General features: G+C 69.4%; 19 protein-coding genes and 1 pseudogene. 6 read left to right on the top strand and 14 right to left on the bottom strand.

All coding sequences use genetic code 11. From position 1 onward, the window contains the following. Window positions 1-100: 100 nt before the first annotated feature. The 3 genes from ACIRQF_RS31150 to ACIRQF_RS31140 form a co-directional block, all read right to left on the bottom strand. The gene (locus ACIRQF_RS31150) at window positions 101-346 is read right to left on the bottom strand and encodes a hypothetical protein (RefSeq protein ID WP_404097268.1); all 246 of its coding nucleotides are present in this window, start codon (window positions 344-346) and stop codon (window positions 101-103) included. Window positions 347-498: 152 nt separating this feature from the next. Further along, window positions 499-810 (bottom strand): hypothetical protein, encoded by a 312-nt coding sequence (locus ACIRQF_RS31145; protein WP_404097265.1) that lies wholly within the window; start codon window positions 808-810, stop codon window positions 499-501. Window positions 811-919: 109 nt separating this feature from the next. Next, entirely contained in the window at window positions 920-1,258 is a 339-nt protein-coding gene (locus ACIRQF_RS31140; RefSeq protein ID WP_404097262.1) for an SH3 domain-containing protein, read from the bottom strand. Window positions 1,259-1,440: 182 nt separating this feature from the next. Between ACIRQF_RS31140 and ACIRQF_RS31135 the strand changes: the two genes are divergently transcribed. Continuing rightward, a complete protein-coding gene (locus ACIRQF_RS31135; RefSeq protein WP_404097259.1) occupies window positions 1,441-1,737 on the top strand; it encodes a hypothetical protein in 297 nt (98 codons plus the stop codon). Window positions 1,738-1,750: 13 nt separating this feature from the next. On the opposite strand, the gene trpA is transcribed toward ACIRQF_RS31135, so the two are convergent. The 5 genes from trpA to ACIRQF_RS31110 all read right to left on the bottom strand — a co-directional run bounded on the left by trpA (window position 1,751) and on the right by ACIRQF_RS31110 (window position 5,585). Further along, window positions 1,751-2,584, bottom strand: a complete 834-nt coding sequence (gene trpA, locus ACIRQF_RS31130; protein WP_404097256.1) for a tryptophan synthase subunit alpha — start codon at window positions 2,582-2,584, stop codon at window positions 1,751-1,753. Then, the gene (locus tag ACIRQF_RS31125) at window positions 2,581-2,844 is read right to left on the bottom strand and encodes a tryptophan synthase subunit alpha (protein ID WP_404097253.1); all 264 of its coding nucleotides are present in this window, start codon (window positions 2,842-2,844) and stop codon (window positions 2,581-2,583) included. Before ACIRQF_RS31125 ends, trpA begins: the two co-directional genes overlap by 4 nt. Window positions 2,845-3,089: 245 nt before the next feature. Beyond that, window positions 3,090-3,569, bottom strand: coding sequence for a hypothetical protein (locus ACIRQF_RS31120; RefSeq protein WP_404097251.1), 480 nt, complete (start codon window positions 3,567-3,569; stop codon window positions 3,090-3,092). Window positions 3,570-3,802: 233 nt separating this feature from the next. After that, the gene (locus ACIRQF_RS31115; RefSeq protein ID WP_404097248.1) at window positions 3,803-4,237 is read right to left on the bottom strand and encodes a hypothetical protein; all 435 of its coding nucleotides are present in this window, start codon (window positions 4,235-4,237) and stop codon (window positions 3,803-3,805) included. An 85-nt stretch (window positions 4,238-4,322) separates the two neighbouring features. Beyond that, entirely contained in the window at window positions 4,323-5,585 is a 1,263-nt protein-coding gene (locus ACIRQF_RS31110; RefSeq protein ID WP_404097246.1) for an MFS transporter, read from the bottom strand. Between the two features lie 421 nt (window positions 5,586-6,006). Between ACIRQF_RS31110 and ACIRQF_RS31105 the strand changes: the two genes are divergently transcribed. Both ACIRQF_RS31105 and mihF read left to right on the top strand, forming a co-directional pair. Then, the gene (locus ACIRQF_RS31105; protein WP_404097244.1) at window positions 6,007-7,203 is read left to right on the top strand and encodes an aminotransferase class I/II-fold pyridoxal phosphate-dependent enzyme; all 1,197 of its coding nucleotides are present in this window, start codon (window positions 6,007-6,009) and stop codon (window positions 7,201-7,203) included. A gap of 198 nt (window positions 7,204-7,401) precedes the next feature. After that, complete coding sequence (gene mihF / locus ACIRQF_RS31100; protein WP_404097242.1) at window positions 7,402-7,716, top strand: integration host factor, actinobacterial type; 315 nt, start codon at window positions 7,402-7,404, stop codon at window positions 7,714-7,716. A 37-nt stretch (window positions 7,717-7,753) separates the two neighbouring features. Here mihF and ACIRQF_RS31095 read toward each other — a convergent pair whose 3' ends face one another. The 4 genes and pseudogenes from ACIRQF_RS31095 to ACIRQF_RS31080 form a co-directional block, all read right to left on the bottom strand. Next, complete coding sequence (locus ACIRQF_RS31095) at window positions 7,754-8,398, bottom strand: hypothetical protein (protein ID WP_404097239.1); 645 nt, start codon at window positions 8,396-8,398, stop codon at window positions 7,754-7,756. A 556-nt stretch (window positions 8,399-8,954) separates the two neighbouring features. Next, window positions 8,955-9,536 (bottom strand): GNAT family N-acetyltransferase, encoded by a 582-nt coding sequence (locus tag ACIRQF_RS31090; RefSeq protein ID WP_404097236.1) that lies wholly within the window; start codon window positions 9,534-9,536, stop codon window positions 8,955-8,957. Between the two features lie 245 nt (window positions 9,537-9,781). Further along, window positions 9,782-9,958 (bottom strand): annotated as a pseudogene (locus ACIRQF_RS31085) (histone-like nucleoid-structuring protein Lsr2); the annotation flags it as partial. A gap of 534 nt (window positions 9,959-10,492) precedes the next feature. Further along, window positions 10,493-10,822, bottom strand: a complete 330-nt coding sequence (locus tag ACIRQF_RS31080; protein ID WP_404097234.1) for a hypothetical protein — start codon at window positions 10,820-10,822, stop codon at window positions 10,493-10,495. Window positions 10,823-10,950: 128 nt separating this feature from the next. On the opposite strand from ACIRQF_RS31080, the gene ACIRQF_RS31075 reads away from it, so the two are divergent. Together ACIRQF_RS31075 and ACIRQF_RS31070 are read left to right on the top strand one after the other, a co-directional pair. Beyond that, a complete protein-coding gene (locus ACIRQF_RS31075) occupies window positions 10,951-11,715 on the top strand; it encodes a hypothetical protein (RefSeq protein WP_404097231.1) in 765 nt (254 codons plus the stop codon). 14 nt (window positions 11,716-11,729) lie between these two features. Continuing rightward, window positions 11,730-12,302 carry a type I-E CRISPR-associated protein Cse2/CasB gene (locus ACIRQF_RS31070; protein ID WP_404097579.1) on the top strand — a complete coding sequence of 191 codons (573 nt, stop codon included), beginning with the start codon at window positions 11,730-11,732 and terminating at the stop codon, window positions 12,300-12,302. A gap of 205 nt (window positions 12,303-12,507) precedes the next feature. Here the strand turns inward: ACIRQF_RS31070 and ACIRQF_RS31065 are convergent, their stop codons facing one another. Next, a complete protein-coding gene (locus ACIRQF_RS31065) occupies window positions 12,508-13,173 on the bottom strand; it encodes a hypothetical protein (protein WP_404097229.1) in 666 nt (221 codons plus the stop codon). 332 nt (window positions 13,174-13,505) lie between these two features. Next, the gene (locus ACIRQF_RS31060; RefSeq protein WP_404097227.1) at window positions 13,506-14,726 is read right to left on the bottom strand and encodes an acetyl-CoA carboxylase biotin carboxylase subunit family protein; all 1,221 of its coding nucleotides are present in this window, start codon (window positions 14,724-14,726) and stop codon (window positions 13,506-13,508) included. 529 nt (window positions 14,727-15,255) lie between these two features. Between ACIRQF_RS31060 and ACIRQF_RS31055 the strand changes: the two genes are divergently transcribed. Then, complete coding sequence (locus ACIRQF_RS31055; protein ID WP_404097225.1) at window positions 15,256-16,041, top strand: helix-turn-helix domain-containing protein; 786 nt, start codon at window positions 15,256-15,258, stop codon at window positions 16,039-16,041. The last annotated feature ends 102 nt before the right edge of the window (window positions 16,042-16,143 follow it).

Genomic DNA, 16,143 nt, shown 5'->3' with positions numbered 1-16,143 from the left:
CTGGCAGGGGGCGGTCCACCACGACGTGGCAGTCTGTGTCCACCCCTGGTCGGTTCTGGCATCTTCGCGGGCAGCCGCCTCGACGACGTAGCCGTGCGACTCAAGCCTGTGCAGCCCGCGCCCGCGGCAGGATCGGCACCTGGCCGGTGACAGCGATCAGATATCGGCCCGGATCGTCAGGCTGAGCCGTGGTGAGTTCCTCAGCAGGACCGAGGTCGATGTTCGGGCCAGCTACCACGCCCAAGTCCGGTCCGATGACGGACATCGTCCAGCGCCCGTGGAACACGCCGGCCTCGGCCCGGTACAGGGCAGGCAGGTCGGCGTGGGCGGGGTGAGCTTCTGCCACCGGGATCTCCTCGTGGAAGGTGGACGTGCCAGCCAGGCAAGCGCCGGGCGGCGCACGGGAGACCGACACTGCCACAGAACGCCGACTCGTCTTCTCACAAGGGGGGATCGCTTGTTCCGGGGTGGCTGCCAAGTGCGCTGAGCATGGCCTGGTCAGTGTCCCGGTGGCACGCAGGGACTCGTCCATGCCTCGGGGAGCCAGGCCGTAGCGCCTTCCGCCAGGCCGGACGCGGAACGGTAGCGCAGCCTCAGTTGGACCCAGCCGTGGACCTCGCGCAGTTTGATCCCGCGGTCGAGATAGAAGAGTTGCCCGATCGGCGCGAAGTCGGGACCGGGTCCAGACCGGGCGGGGACCGCGTCGCGGTTCACGTACCGCGCAAGGTAGCTGACTGCCGTTGCTGCGGCCGTGGGCGATTCGGTGGGTTCGGGATTATCAGTGCGATGGCCGAGGGCGAAGAGCTTCATGACGGAACTTCCCTGGGGGACAGGACGGCTGTGGGGCGGCTGAGGCCGCGTCGCCGGGCGGGGGTTATGCCCGGCCACGCGGTGGCCGCTCGCGGGCGGACGCTGGCGGTCAGCTCGCGAAGCCCCACCAGTAGGCGCCCCATATCCAGCCGGTCCGGCCGGTGTTGGCGCCGCTGGTGACCTTGACCCGGTACCACTGGTACTGGGAGTGGCCGTCCCACCAGAGGCAGTTGGAGGTGACGCGGGTGCCCTTGCTCAGGACCCCGAGGGCTGCCGAACTGGTGGAGTGGTTCGACCGGAGTCTCACCGCGGTCGTCGTCTTGCCCTTCTGCGTCCAGGGGTTGCACGAGGCCGCTGCCGCTTCCGGGGCGGTTGCCACTGCCCCTCCGAGTGCCGCAACGGTGATTGCCGCTGCCGCGAGGGCGCTGCGGATCTTGTTCTTCGTCATCGGATGAGCTCCTTCGTGCATGCGCATGGCGCGGGCTGCTTCGTGGAGTTGGTGGTGGGGAATCGGTGGTCGGGCTTGGGAGCGCCGGGTGCGGCGTACGCCGGCCGCGGAGTGGGCGGGCGACCTCGGCGGCAGCGGTGGGCTGGCCCCGCAATCGGCGGATCACTGCCGAGCCGACGACCATGGCGTCCGCGGACGCCGAGACTTGCGCGGCCTGGTCCGGGGTGCTCACCACCGATGCCGACGGCAACCGGCAGACGGGTCGCGGAGCGAAGCAGGTGGACCTGCCGCGGCAGGTCGAGGCTGAGTGGACGCTGGGGCCCGGTCAGGCCAGGGTGGCGTGCTCCGCCGGACGCTGCTTCGCCACCCGCACCGTCATCGCCAAGGCGGTCAGCCGCTGGGGCCACGTCCTGCTGCGCCTGGTGCTGAACGTCATCGGCCTGCTCATCCTCATCGAGGGCGGCGCCTTCGGCCTGTAGTACGTGCATGGAGTCACCGGTCCCGCGGCTGGGCGATGGAGGCGGCGAACTCGTGCACGAGTTCGGCTGCTCTGCTCAGGCCGTTTTCGGCGAACGCCCGGATGAGCGGCGAGCCGACCACGACCCCATCAACGGCCCCGTTGGCGACAACAGCAGCTGCCACTGTGGGAGTTGACACTCCGATCCCCGTCAGGACCCGGGTCGAGGGAGCGATGCGCCGGAGGGATCGTACGAAGGCAGCGAGGCTGTCCAGGTCGATCCCGGCCGAGTAGCCCGTACGCTGCCCCGCGACCGCTGGCGCGTAGACGAACCCCGTCGCGGCTCGGCATGCGATTCCCAACTCGTCGTACGGCGCCTGCCGGTTGGCGAGGAGAGGGGCGCTGATCCCGGCCTCCGTCGCGGCCGCCACCCACTGCTCCACGTGCTCCGATGGAATGTCCGGTACGAGGCACCCCGTCGCGCCGCTGGAGGCAAGCTCGGCGGCCATTCGCTGCGGACCAAGGGCCTGAACGGTTGACCAGTAGCTCATGACGACGACGGGCGCGTGACTTCGAGCCGACACTCGCCGCACCGTCTCCAGTGTGATGCGTACGCCATCACCAGCGCGAAGAGCACAGCGATGAGCTGCGGCGATAGCTGGACCATCGAGCCAGGGATCCGCCGCTGGCGCCCCCACCTCCAGTATCGCTGCGCCGTGCTCGGCGTAGGCGACGAAGGCGTCCACGCTGCTGCGGAGATCCGGAAAGCCCGCCACCGAGAAGGCGCCGAGGGCCGGTCCCACCGGCTGCGCGCCAAGCTCGACGGAACGACGGGCAGCTGAGCCACGTACATGTACGCCGTGCGTCATTGCAGGTCACCTGCGATCCGGCCACTTTGGCGTTCGGTAAAGGTGTAGCGCCAGCCGAGCTCGATCACGTCGGTGGTTTCGGCGAGGCGGTGCAGGATCCGCAGGCTGTGGGCCTGGTGGGGGTAGCCCGCGGGGAGATAGGTGGCCAGGGCCGCCCGGTTGTCGGCACGGGCGCGCGCGAGCACCTGGTCGAATCGGGCGGGCGCGCCGGGCGCGGGTCCTCCTGGTGTGCGGCGTGGGCTGCGCCATGTCGGGTTCATGGGGTGAGGCAAGCAGACCGTGCGGGGCCAGCGGGGGGCTCGCGGTTTCGCGTCTCACCGCTCGGCTCCGGGTTCGGGGGTGCTGTTCCGCCGGGCGGTACAGCACCCCGGTGCGGGTATGTGGGTCAGCCGTGCCGGGATGTCGTCCGGCGGACGGACCTGGATGCCGGGATCCTGCGAAGGCCGTCCGCCGGTCGCCTGGAGCCGCGTGAGGAGTTGCACGGCTGGTACCCCTGAGCCCATGCTCAGCCGCAGTGGACGCCGTTCTTCGAGACCTCGTAGTGCGCGCGGACGTGGCCAGGCGCACCGATGTTCATGTCTCCGACCACGTTGATGCAGGCATGCGGTGACTTCACGTAGACCGGCCCCGCCCATCGGGTGTAGACCTGCCCGCGCGCGTATCCGTCGGACTCGCCGTCCTTGTAGGTGGGGCTATGCAGGCCCACGCCCAGCCCCCAGGCCTTGCCCCGCAGTTCGGGAACCGGCTTGGATATCGCGCAGTTCTTCTTGGTCTTGGCGCTGTAGTAGACGTACACGTAGCCGCCCGTGCGCGGCCCTTCCCTCCCCGAGACCTTCGTCATGGCGTGCTTGCCCACGTAGCCGTAGGTCGAGCCGCACAGCGAGGTGGAGGTGGCGGCCGCGGCGGTCGGCGCGTTCGCGACCATGCCGGCGATCGCGGCTGCACCGACTGTGGAGGCGGCGAGGACTGCGCGGAGCTTCTGCATCGGATCACACATCCCTGGTGTGGAGGGGCCCATGTGGTGGGCGGGGCGATCCGAGCCTGTCGCTGTTGGCCAGCGCGCAACTCGGTCCACCGCGCGACGTCCCAAGAGGTGGATCCGCATTCGCCGTCGGCGTTCCGCGCGGTGGACCGAGTTGGTGCTGATGGTCGGCGGCCATGGTCCTGAGCCGGTTGTGTGTCAGGCCCGCAGGCCGTGAAGGGCCTCGGTGGGGGCGGTCAGTCGGGCATGCAGGGCTGCAGCGCGTGGACGGCCCGGGTGATCAGGTCGATGTGCTCGGGCAGCGGGGCACGGATCCCCCAGTCTCCCAGGTCTGCGAGGGCCTCACGGATCAGCGGGATCAGGGAGGTGGTGTCCGCGGCTGCGGGGGGCTGTTGGACGGCACTGATGTGGAGGGCGAGCGCGAGTGGGCCGGCCACCTCGTCGAGGTGAGGGCTGAGCCTGCGCAGGTACGTGATCGCCTGCTGCCGGAGGGGGCGTTCCTGGCCGGTGATCGGTTTAGCCAGGGGGCTGTCGGCTGCGTGCAGGAGGAGCTGGCGGCCGGTGTTCCAGCCGTGGTGCACGGCTCCGGGTTGTTGCAGGTCGGGGTGACTGCTGGCCGGGAAGACTGTATGGGATGGGGGGATCTGGTCGATGCGGGTGATGGCAGGCATGCGTTCCTCGGTGTTGGTGCCGCCGGTCGGTCCGGCAGACGGGCGAGGGGACGGTAGGTGGTGCGTGCCTTAGCCGTGCAACGGGTCATGCGCGGGTGGTAGCGAGGTTTCGTTCCGCGGGCTTGGCCTCCGTGGTGGCGTTGTCGACGTGACGCTTCAGAGCGAGGAGACCGGCGGCGGCGAGGACACCCAGGCTGAAGCTCGTCGTCCACATGAGTTCCGGTCCGCCCGTGTCGAGGGCGGCGGTGCTGACGAGGGGGGCGATGAGGGCGGAGATGCCCATCGTGGAGGCCCAGATGCCGGCATAACGGCCGCGGGCATCGGCCGGTGCGAGGCGTTCGACCACCGTCATGACGCTGCTGAAGAACAGCACCTCACCCAGGGTCCAGACGACGGCGGCGAGGCCGTAGCCGACGAGGGACTGCCGGGAGCCGAGGTTTCCGCCCATGCCCAGGCCCAGGGCGATCGAGCCGGCGGCGCACACCACCAGGGGGGCGCGGCGGTCGATCCAGGGTTGCAGGAGTGGTTGGAAGGCGACTACACCGATCGCGTTGATGAGGCTGATGATTCCGTAGGCGGACGGCTTCAGGCCGTCGTGAGTCATGGCCACGGGCAGTCCGAACAAGACCTGCTGGTAGGAGCAGAGATACAAGAGCGTGAGTCCGGTCACGGCGAGAAACGGTCCGTCACGGAGCAGCGACCGGAAGCCCGAGGCGTCGGAGAGGTCGTGACGCTGTTGTGCCGTCGGCCGTGGCCCTTGCCCGATCTTGCAGATCAGCACGGTGACCGCGAAGGTGAGGTTGGACGTCGCGGCCACGTAGAAGAGCGCGGTGATGTGGCTGTCCGCGAGAACGGTCCCCACTCCCCCGGCGACTCCCGCGCCGATATTGGATGCCCAGTACAGGCGTGCGTACGCCCGTCCGCGGGACTCCTCGGGCACCAGGTCGGCGACGAGGGCGAGGACGGCGGGGCGGGGAGCTTCGAAGAGGAGACCGACAGCGAATGCGGCGGCGGTCAGTGCGGCCAGTGCATGCAGGGCGGGAAGGGTGAGGTACGTCGCGGTCACGGCTCCCAGGGTCGCCAGGAGCGTCAGGCGTCGCCCGATCCGGTCGGCGAGCCAGCCCGCGATGGCGGGTCCGACGGCCCATCCTGCGCCGAAGGCGGCGCTGACCTGGGCTGCGTCCGCCGCGCTGAAGTGCTGCTGGCGTACCAGGTACAGGGAGAGGAACGGCACGACGACGCAACCGCTGCGGCAGATGGTGAAGCCGGCCACCAGCATCCAGTACGCGGCGGGAACCTGAAGGTGAGCAGGGCGGGACGGGGAGATGGTGCGGTTCTCACGGGCCACCGCTACTCCTTGAGCTGGATGGGGGGTTGGAGGCGCAGCCGTGCGCTGCGCAGTCTGCCGCGCGCGGCAGGGCCGGGCGGGCTCGGTCTGAGGATGCGGTGAACGTGTAAGGGATGGGGTGGACTGGTGCCGATGACGCCGCCCTGCGGGAGACGATCTTCATGTGCGATCCGTGGCGCGGACCACGTCGAACGAGTGCCACGCGGCGCCCTTGAGGCGGATCCGCCACGGTCAGTGGTGGTTCGGCCGCATCGACGTGAATGCCGCTGTCAGGTGGCCGTGTCCCACGGGGCGGACCGCACCGGCAGATCGCGACGCCAGGGCGTGGGACGTTCGCGTCCGGCGAGCCCCTGCGGGGCGCGGCGGGGCGACGGTGGTGCCGCTACTCGGCCGACCCGCGCGAGAGATCGGACCTCACTTGATGGATCTGCTGGAGAAATGCCGCGCCTATACGTGGGCTGATGAGGCACGCGATGTGGGGCTCTACCCGTACTACCCGGCCTTTCAGGGGCCGGCCGAAGGCGGGCAGGCGGTGCTGGACGGCTCCGAGGTCCTCATGCTCGGCAGCAGCAACTACCGGGCGCTCAGCTCGAACCCGCAAGTGATCGGTGCCGCACAGGACGCGGTCGCCCTGTACGGGACGTCCGCGACCGGGTCCCGGATGCTGAACGGGAACCTTGATCTCCACGAGGAGCTCGAGGCGGACCTCGCGGGCTTCTTCGGCTATGAGGCTGCCCTGGTGTTCGCCTCCGGCTACATGACCAACCTCGGTGTCGTCTCCGCCCTGGCTGGGCTCGGTGACCAGGTGTACCTGGACGAAAGGGCGCACCCGTCACTGGTCGACGGGGCCTGGCTGGCGAAGGCTTCCGGAGCGACGGTGCACAGGTTCGCTCACAACGACCCTGGTGATCTGGCCCGGCAGCTGGCGGCGGCACCGACCCGATCGGTCCTGGTCGCCACCGATGGGGTGTTCTCCATGGAGGGCGCTCTGGCGCCGGTGGCCGAACTGGTCGCGGTCTGTGAGGAGTACGGGGCCACGCTGCTGGTTGACGACGCCGATGGCGTGGGGGTGTTCGGGCGCGGCCGTGGTGTGATCGAGCAGGCCGGAATGAAGGGCCGGGTGCCGTTGATGACCCTGTCGTTCAGCAAGGCCCTGGCGTCGCAGGGCGGCGCGGTCCTGGCCGACGCCAAGACGATCAGCTTCCTGCGCCATACCTCTCGGCCGCAGATCTTCTCGGCCGGGCTGAGTCCGGCGGACACGGCGGCCGCACACGCGTCGCTGCGCGAGATCCGCCGGCGCGCCGACTCAGAGCCCGACGCGCTGTCGGCGGCCGAGTACCTGCGGCGGGCACTGGACGCGCTGGGCTACGACGTGGCTGGCAGCGCCAGCCCGGTCGTCTCGCTGCGGTTTCCCGGCCAGACCTCGGTGCTGTCGGCGCAGCGCATCCTGGTCGACTACGGCGTGTACACCAACGCCCTTCTCCCGCCCGCCTGCGAGGGCTACCAGTTGAGGATCGCCTGCACGGACGCGCAAACCCCCGACACGCTGGAGGCTGCGATCGGTGTCTTCGCCTCCGTGCGCGAGGACCTGGTCCCCCGCTACCGCCCGGCTGCGTGAGCCGGGTCAGCAACCGTGGTCGCCGCAGCCGTCCGGGGTGCCACGACCACGTCGAGAGAGCTGGGGATCCCGCCGACACGACCACGGCGGCCACGGCAGCTCGGTAGGACTTCACCGCCCCTCTGCTCGGGACCGTCCGGGCAGACGCCTTGCCCATACACCAAGGTCCGTGAGACCTCACAACGTAAGGAGCCCTCCATGGCGCTTCCCACCCTCACCAACGACGACCGTGACGCGGCGCGCCAGAAGGCCATCCTCGCTCGTCGTGCCCGCAGTGCGGTACGGGCGAGCCTCAAGGCCGGCACCGTAACGCTCGCACAGGTGCTGAACCGGTCCGACACCATCGTGGGCCGCATGCCGGTACGACAGTTGCTCACCGCACTGCCCGGTATCGGGCAGGTGCGCGCCACCCGTTCAATGAGCGCCCTGGGCATCCCGGAGGGACGTCGCGTGCAGGGCCTGGGACCCACGCAGCGCGCCAGACTCTTGGAGGAGTTCCCGGACGCCGCGTAGGGCACCTTCCTGGTGACCGCCGCGGCGCCGGGAACGGTCAGCTGCTTGCGGGGAGCTTGCCGACAGCGGCCTTGATGTGGCGGTCCACCAGGGCGGGTGCTCCCACCAGCATCACCGCGATGTTGCCCTTGCGTACTGCCATGGTCTTGAGCACCTGCGCTCCGGAGGGCAGTTTCATCGTCGAGGTGTAGGCGAACTGTTCGTCACCCAGCTCCGGGGTGGCCGACTTGGTGACCTTCACCTCGATGGGGGTGGTGCCTGCTGTCATCGTGTAGCTGGGGCACGATGTGTAGGCGCCGAACAGCTGTCGGAGCTTGCTGGAGAGCACCGAGGGTCGGTCGCTGTGCAGTTCTTCGCCGAGTGTGGCATCCGTGTCGTAGGTGAAGCTGGTCTCCGCCTTTGAGGCGAACATGTTCTCCTCGGCGCCCTGCCCCAGCTTTTCCAGCGAGGGGCACCCCTGGACCGAGACGTCGTCGTACTTCTGGCTGTCGGGCTTCTCCTGGACCTGGACGTAGCCGGCCCCGAGGTCCGACTGGGAGAGCAGCAGGGGGCGCAGGGCACCCTCGGCAAGGGGTTTCGGTTCCGCTGCCGGCTTGGCCTGCGCCTTCGCGTCGCCGTTTCCTCCCCCGCCTCCGCTGCTGCATCCCGCGAGCATCACGCCGCACAGCACTGTGGCCAGCATCCACCGTCGTTGCGTCCCGGACGTTGAGATGCGCATCAGATGACTCAACTCCTCCCCGATTATCGGGACATGACACTACTGCCTCATGTCGATCAGCGCCTCCCGCGCCACGCGTGTCGGCGCCCCGCACGTCGGTGGGACCAGGTTCCCGTGCGCGGAACGCATGCACCGAGCCCCACCGGCCGCCGCCGGGTAAACAGCCGCCGGGCGGCGGCCTGCAGGATGCCATCGGCGTCATGCCACGGGCGGGATCTGGCCGCGGACCCGGGCGAACTCGGCGGCGAGTCGGCAAGTCCGGACGGGTGGGATGAACCGGTCTGACGCACTCGCGATCAAAGGGGCGGGCAGCTTGGAGGACATCGGCCAGACGAGGACGACCGCCAGTGGCGTGACTCTGGGGCAGCTCCGTGGTGCCCCTGATCGAAGGTGAGGCGCCGCACCCAGGCGTTTGCAGTGAGGGTCCGGATCACGTCGTCCCGCACGGCCTCGGAGGCCGATCAGCCGTACGCCAGGACCAGCGGTGGACAGCTCACCTCGGTAGACGGCAAGGAAGGTGCTACCGGACCGGCCGCGGAAGTGCTGCTGCCACGGTGAACTCCACGTGCTCTCCGACGGGAACTGTGAGGTCGACCGTCGAACTGCGCACAGCCGGCAGGGTGACGCCGAGCGCCCTCATGATCTTGAGGATCCGCACGTTGTCCGCCCCGGTCATGACGACCAGCGAGGAGCAGCCGAAGGCGCGGGCCTGAGCGCGCGCGTACCGCACGAGCGAGGTACCAAGCCCGCGGCTCTGCCACGAATCCTCGATCATGATGCCGAGCTCGGCTGCCCCTGGCTCCGTCGTGCGGACCAGGTTGGTGGTCGCGACGAGCTGATGCGGATCGTCCATGGGATGGGTGACCCAGGTGAGGCTGCGGTCGGGGCGTGTCAGGTGTTGGAACTCGGCGAGGCGGAGTGATCGCCGAGCGGCCTGGTAGCGGGCGAAGCGCGTCTGGAGTGAGCAACGTTCGTGAAGCGCGTTCACCCCTTCGAAGTCGTCGAGGGTGGCCGGGCGCGTGGTGGTCTGGGTGCCGGCGTGAGTGAAACCGCTTGCAGCGGTGGCCTGTTGAGGCGCGGCGGTAGTCAGGGGGGTGGGCACAGTCGTCCTCGGCTTGGAAGTCGGGGCAAGGGGGCTCAGCACACGGTGCTCGACTGCCGCAACCATCGGTAGGCGGGGCGGGGGTTACTGACCGGGGCCCGGCACCACCACCTGATGTGCCGTACCTCGTGGCGGGATTACGGTCCATGGCCGGGCGGGCCGGACACGGCAGGAGGGAACGCCTTCGTGGGCGGCGGCGAGCACCGCAGAGCCGTCTCGCACGCGGCTGATCGGGGTTCCGGTGATCAGGAGTTGGCCTTCTCGTAGGCCTCACGAAGGGACGCTGGAACAGGGCCGCGGTCGTTGACCTTGTAGCCGTTCGCCTTCGCCCACGCGCGCATCCGCGCGCTGTTCTGGCTGCGCCCGGAAGTCGCGCGCGCCTTTGGTTTCGCCGCCACACCCGAGGAGCGGCCGCCGGCCCTGGCGCGTGCCAGTCGTGCCCGCTCGGCGCGCCGGGCGTTGGCCCCCCGCGCGGCCGCGCGGTCCTGCTCCGCGCGCTCTGGGTTCCTGGCGAGGCGCTCCTGCTGCTTTCGCAGCAGCGTCGTGAGCCGATTGAGGACACTGGGGTGGAGCCAGGCTGACCGGTAGTCGCGAGACCAGACCTCGACCAGCCCGCGGGTACGGGCTTTCAGGATGCGTACGGTTGCGGACTCTATGAACCGCCCCGCGCCGAGGCGCGGGCCCCCAGTGCGTTCGAACACGTTCTTGTCGACGGCCAGTACGAGAGTGCCCAAGGGGACTGTGAGTCGTTCCTCAGGCTGCACGAAGTGCCCCAGCACGGCGTAGCCGCCGCGCTGGGTGGGGTCGATGCCGGTCACCACCTTGCGCCAATGTCCTGTCGCGTCGGGTGGGACGGACGGGATGGTGACGGTCACGACTGACACGTTCGGTCTCTCCAGCCGGACTGGCGGACGGACTTCAGACAGCTCGCGGTGGCGTGGGGATACGCGCGGCGATCATTCCAGGCATTCGCGCACCAGGTACGTCAGCTCCTCGACGGCGCCCAGGAGGTCGTCCTCTCCGGCCGGGACGTAGTCCCAACGACCCTGGTTGTGGAGGTAGGTCCATTCGGCTCGGTCGATGACGTCGATGCTGGAGAAGCCGGCGACGACCTTCCCGATCCTGTCGACCTGCTGGTCGGTGAGGGGTGCCCTGCCGACCTTGACCGTGATCGTTTCGGGGTCGCTGAGGCCATCCGGGTGCCAGTCCAGCCGGCCGCTGCCGGTGCCCGGGCTGAGGGCCAGAGAGACGAACCACCCGTTGCCGCCCGGGGAAGGGCTGGTCACGGAGGGGTCCACGACAACGTCCACAGTCGCTCCAGAGCGGAGAAGGGAGACCGCCAGCAAACAAAAAAGACGCTACCACTCCTTTCAAATAGATGATGTCATCTCCTTTGAGTCGGTAGGGTGGGCGCATGCACCAGGATGACCCTGCGCCGGTCCTCACCGGCCCCGATGAAGCGCTGGACAGACTGACGGAGTGGGGGCGGGAGAATCGCAGCCTCGCCCGGCGCCGCGACCCCCTGGTCAAGGCCGCCCTGGCCGGACCGCTCGCCCATCACGGCGGCCTGCAGAAGGGCCTGGAGGCAACCGGACTGACCGCGCAGACCCTGCGACGCATCAAGGGCCGCAACGACATCCCCGTTCTGGCCAAGGACACCAGTGCCGAGGTCGACTGGGACGGGTACGCCGACTACCTGGCCACCGAGGCCGCCGAGATCCGCGAAGCCCTCAGCCGCATGCCCTCTGCGGCCGCCAGGACACCGACTGCCTACGAACTGCGCGCCGACCTGCTTGAGGACCTCGCCGAGCGCGTGCGGAACACCGAGATCAGCGACGTGGGCTACTGGGCACTCACCATGGAGCTGCGGAACGATGCGCAGGACGCCGAGAACCCGGTGGTCGTGCTCCAGGACGACTGGCGCGAGACACCTGAATCGACCCATGCAAGGGCGCAGTACGCCCGCATCCTCCACGAGGTCGCCGACCAGATCACCCGGTTCCGCACGGAGGGCGAGGCCGGCTTCGAGCACCTGGACCCGGCAGTCCTCGCGCGCGCACGTGCCGAGCTCGCACCCTCGCCATCAGGCCACTTGGTCGATGAAGAGGACGCAGAACAGCCGCTACAGCCCGCTGAGTTGCCCGACGAGGCCACATCGGAGCAGAGGGAGCAGAGTTGACACGGCCCGCAGCCATGCAGGAGGAGGCGTCTCCGACGAGCCTGTCCGGGACGGAAGTCCTGGTGGAGTGGCTCGCCAGGTGCGTCCGCGACGGAAACACCCAAGTCACAGCGCCGCTTCGCCGAAGCGGGAGAGGCCGCCCGCCCCAGGCTGTGCCCGGCATGCCCGGGGACGTCCCGCCGGAGCTCGCCATCCGCATCGCCCGCATGTTCGTCCGCTACCACCAGGCGGGCGACTTCCGCTTCTCCCTCCGCCGGACCGGCTACGGAGACATCGGGCAGGCCCTGCGGCGACTGTCCCGCACCGACCCGCCCGGCCGCCCCTGGGAGGAAGCGGCAGAGCGGGCTATGCGGAGCCTCCTGATTCCCCGGCGCCGGCTCCCGTGGAGGGAGTTGGAGCACGCTCTGGACACCATGAACCGCGCTCGCCTGATCCCGCCGTCGTGGACCCTTCTGATCGACGACCTCACGAACTGGCATACCCGGGGTGGCGCCCATCCACGTACGACGCGGGAACGATGGGCGTGGTCCTTCTACAACATCCCCACCGCCTGTTCGACGGGCCCTGGTCGCCCCTTCGCCGAATAGCTCACTGGGATCGGCATGGCACAGCAGGAGGCTCCCTGCAATCGGCCTGTGCCGGGCCCTGGAGAGGCGCCCGAAGCCCGGGCCCGGACGATGCAACCGCATGCGACGGCAAGCCTGGCAGGGTCCAGGCCCAAGGGTCGTCCGGGAGGAGGAGTTGCTGAGCCTCGCCTACGTACGCGGACGGGACAGGCGACGGCCCGGTGGCTCACCGCCACTCGTGGTGGGTTTCCCCTGGAACGAGCGCCTGGGCTGCGGTGGCGAGGTGAGACTGCAGGAGGGCGGCGCCGTGCTCATCGTCCGTATGAGCCGCGTTGATACCCGCGAGGATGATGCCGGGTGCGCTGATCCGGTTCCACAGCACGACGAAGGCTGTCGGGTCCGAGGGCGGCGAGGCGGGGAGCAGGCCGCGTGGCCTTGGGTACGGGCCGATGGCCGCGGTCAGCTCGGCGACGCTCAGGGCGAGGAACCCGTTGCCCTCGGCGGTGACACGGTGGTCGAGGAGTTCTTCCCTCGTACCGCCGATCGGTGGCGTTTTATCCCGTTGGTGGCGCAAGCCCGGGGCCACAGTCAAGGCCTTGATGGTGCGGGCTTCGTGCGCGGTGCGCTCGGCATCCTCCTTGTCTCCGGACTCCAGGAAGCACGCCGCAGCGTTGAGCAGGAATCCAAAGGTGCCTTGCAACCGGTAGGTGAGGACCTCGCGCGCCAGGTCTGTGGGGAGGCGCCGCGGGACGACCGATCGGCCGGTGGCCTCCAGCTGCTCAAGGCCGTGGGTCCAGGATGCCTGGGTCAAGCCCGCCGCTGGACGGACGAGCAGGCGCCCGGCCGGCTCGACACGGATGTCCGTGAGTGCCTCATTCACGGCGTCGTGCATGGTGAGCCCCCTTCAGCGAAGTGTGCGAGCGGTCGCCATCTTCTCGCTCCTGGGCATCTCCGGTGCCATGGGGCCCTCATGCGATGCGGTGGGGCACCCCGCTCTGAGGGAGATTCGGACCGGCGGGCAGGCGCTACCCGCTCACCCCGTTCTTGACCTGCCCGGCTGCTGCGCGATCCGTCGTGTGGCCGACGGCCCCGTGCGCCGGGGCTGGCCCTGTAGACGCAGTCGGTCGCTGCCCAGGAGACGACGGGCCTTTCCCAAGGCGCAGGGAACGGGGGAGTTCAGCAGTGAAGAACGAGCGCGAACACACGGGCGGGGCTCCTTGTCGGTTACGCGGATAGGCGTGCTGATCGGATCTCGGCCGCGGCGCTTCGAAGACGCGCGGTGCACTGGGGGTAGTCGGTGCCGGAAACGAGCAGGTGACCGCTGCGCCACAGGGGGCCCACACGGCGCTTGTCCGGATACTGCTGAAGCGTGGCGTACGGAGTGACGTGGGGATGCTCTGCCACGGTCGGAGGCAACAGCGGGGTGGGGCGGGGGTTCTGGAGGAAGCGCACGGCTGTCGCGCCGAGGCGGCTCTCCTCGGCGAGGACGGTCCGTCCGCGGGCGTGGTGGCCGGCCTGGGAAATGAGGTCGATCCCGGTCACCTGCTCGATCAGCAGGCCCAGCAGAGGGTCCGTCAAGTGGGTCGTGACGCTGATGACCCGTGGCCCGGTCGAGGTGATCCGCATTCGGATCTGCGCTGTTCCCGAGCGGTGGCCCAGGGCTGCCAGGGCCCGGCTCGCCGTGTCCTCGATGGCGGAGGCGCAGACGTCGTCGGCGTCGACCACCACTTCCACCGGGAGCATTGCGGGTTCGGCCTGTGGGTCGAAGGTGGCGTGGGAGATCGCGACGACCCTGGGGCCGGATGGTGAGTCGGCCGTGTAAGCGGTGGCCTCGATCCCGTCGAGCAGCGGTTCGATCACCGTGCCGGTGCCCGGCCAGGTGGTGGCGCTGGCCGCTGAGAAGGCTTCCGCGAGCTCCGGTATGCCGGGCACCTGGCGCGCGGCGTACCGCGTGCGGGGCGAGGCGGGCTTGCACACCAGGGGAAAGCCGACCTGATGCGCGGCTTCCAGGGCTTGGTCGTAGGAATCCGCGTGGAGGGCTCCGCTGTTGTCCACGCCGGCACCGGTGAGGAGTTGGGCCGTGCGGTGGCGCAGGGTGGTCGCTTCGACCGTTGCCACGGATGGGCCGGGCAGTGCGAGTTCCTGGCGGAGCTGGGCGGCCGCGCGTGCGTAGGCAGGATGAAAGGTGACAACGCCGGCAACGGACCGGGCGAGAGCGAACTCCGCAACGGCCTGGCGGACTTGGGTGTGATCGAGCAGGTTCGCAGTCCTGGCATCGGCCACATGAGGGCGCTGCCAGTCCGGCGGCTCCGTGTCGATGAGAAGCACTGGCCCGACTGCGGCGAGGCGTTGCATAGCGTGCTCCCACTCCGCCTGCGGTCCGCTGCCCAGGACGACAAGGTGCCCGGCGGGGCCGTCTTCCCGGTGGGACGCGTGGGTGTTCACGGGCGGTGCTCCAGAATGTAGGTAGTGGCGCGCTCGCTGGCGGTGCCAGGGGGTTTGATCACTCTCCCCGGGCGTCCAGGCCGGGGCAATGCCTCCTCGCTCGCGTTCCCCGGCCGCGGTCGGTGTGGAGCTGGTTGTGTCACATAGCGGGACGTGAACTGGATTTCCGATTGCTGCAGGCGGGACGCGGTCCATGCGATGGGAGGAGGCCGCATTCCCGCAGGTCAAACGGGGTGTCTACGGAACGAGGGTCCACGGGGTGACACCCGCCGCCACGAACCGCCGGGCCGGCGCCGCACACTGCCGAGCAAGGTGGCCGACGTCCCCGGAACCGCATCTGACCTGCTGGTTCGATGCTTGGGGGCAGTCAACTCTGAGTGTGCCCAGCCGGGTTCGAGGGGCGCCGGAAGACCCCCTTCCTGGAAGAGGCGGTTCCTCCACAAGATCCGATCCACACGGTAGAGATGTGTCTGGCGGGACCCGTGAGGCGGGATCAAACCCCGCAACCGCCTACCAGGAGGGACTGCCAGTGATCGACACCGATCTTGTCGAGGCCGCCGGAACGGTGGACGACGGCATGACCGCCCACGCCCGGGTCTATCTCGTACTTCAGACCCTGAACAGCATGGGCCCCGGGCTCCACCCGCTGCGGCGCATCATCGACGAGTCCGGCGTCACCAAGTCGACCGTCCACCGCATCCTGCGCGCCGGGGTGGAGGCCAAGCACCTGATCTACCGAGCGCCAGGCCGCTACGGTATCGCCACCGATGTGGCCAACCACCGCCCGGATGCGAGCGTCCACCTCAATCTGCCCCACGACAGTGCCCTCGACCGCGAGACCACAGTGCTACAGCGGCAGACTGCCCAGGTCGCCATGGCGTTCAGCGCGGTCCTGATCGACGACACTCCGGGCCGGCTGATGCTCGACCACACCTACGGCCGCCGCAGCGACTTCCAGGCAGCCTTCAACCACGCCGACGTCGACACCAAGGTGGCCCTGCGCTACGCGCCGCTCACCGCGGATGCCGCCGGCCTGGCGATCCTCTCGCACCTCGACGGCGCTCCCCAGAGCCACCTCATGCGCGAGATACGTTCCGAAGGCTACGTGCTCACCCAGTCGCCACTGCCGGACTGGAAGATGCTCGGCGTCCCACTGTGGCGAGGGTCGACCGTGTACGGGTCGCTCGTCGTCATGGGGCTGCGCCCGCAGATGGAACGCAACCGTCGTGAGTACGCCGCTGCCGCGTTGGCCTGTGCCGCACGCCTGAGTGCCCGGTGCGAGCTGGGGAGCGGCGCCATGCGCATGGCGAGCTGAGCCGCTCTGAGAGTAGTCGGGTCTGGGCGCGATTTTCGGAGCAGGACCTCGTTCATGAGGCACATCAGCCTGCCGCCCTTGCTCGCCACCGCATCGCCGTTG

This window comes from Streptomyces sp. NPDC101191 (genome assembly GCF_044767915.1).
GTDB lineage: Bacteria > Actinomycetota > Actinomycetes > Streptomycetales > Streptomycetaceae > Streptomyces.
The sequence above is the reverse complement of the archived record's forward strand: the minus strand, read 5'-3'. Positions and strand labels throughout refer to the sequence as shown.

Bases quoted from the DNA above. Each gene is read 5' to 3' on its own strand.
- ACIRQF_RS31145 (WP_404097265.1), bottom strand. From the start codon at position 810: ATGAAGCTCTTCGCCCTCGGCCATCGCACTGATAATCCCGAACCCACC.
- ACIRQF_RS31140 (WP_404097262.1), bottom strand. From the start codon at position 1,258: ATGACGAAGAACAAGATCCGCAGCGCCCTCGCGGCAGCGGCAATCACC.
- ACIRQF_RS31135 (WP_404097259.1), top strand. From the start codon at position 1,441: ATGGCGTCCGCGGACGCCGAGACTTGCGCGGCCTGGTCCGGGGTGCTC.
- trpA (WP_404097256.1), bottom strand. From the start codon at position 2,584: ATGACGCACGGCGTACATGTACGTGGCTCAGCTGCCCGTCGTTCCGTC.
- ACIRQF_RS31125 (WP_404097253.1), bottom strand. From the start codon at position 2,844: ATGAACCCGACATGGCGCAGCCCACGCCGCACACCAGGAGGACCCGCG.
- ACIRQF_RS31120 (WP_404097251.1), bottom strand. From the start codon at position 3,569: ATGCAGAAGCTCCGCGCAGTCCTCGCCGCCTCCACAGTCGGTGCAGCC.
- ACIRQF_RS31115 (WP_404097248.1), bottom strand. From the start codon at position 4,237: ATGCCTGCCATCACCCGCATCGACCAGATCCCCCCATCCCATACAGTC.
- ACIRQF_RS31105 (WP_404097244.1), top strand. From the start codon at position 6,007: ATGGATCTGCTGGAGAAATGCCGCGCCTATACGTGGGCTGATGAGGCA.
- mihF (WP_404097242.1), top strand. From the start codon at position 7,402: ATGGCGCTTCCCACCCTCACCAACGACGACCGTGACGCGGCGCGCCAG.
- ACIRQF_RS31095 (WP_404097239.1), bottom strand. From the start codon at position 8,398: ATGCTGGCCACAGTGCTGTGCGGCGTGATGCTCGCGGGATGCAGCAGC.
- ACIRQF_RS31075 (WP_404097231.1), top strand. From the start codon at position 10,951: ATGCACCAGGATGACCCTGCGCCGGTCCTCACCGGCCCCGATGAAGCG.
- ACIRQF_RS31070 (WP_404097579.1), top strand. From the start codon at position 11,730: ATGCAGGAGGAGGCGTCTCCGACGAGCCTGTCCGGGACGGAAGTCCTG.
- ACIRQF_RS31065 (WP_404097229.1), bottom strand. From the start codon at position 13,173: ATGCACGACGCCGTGAATGAGGCACTCACGGACATCCGTGTCGAGCCG.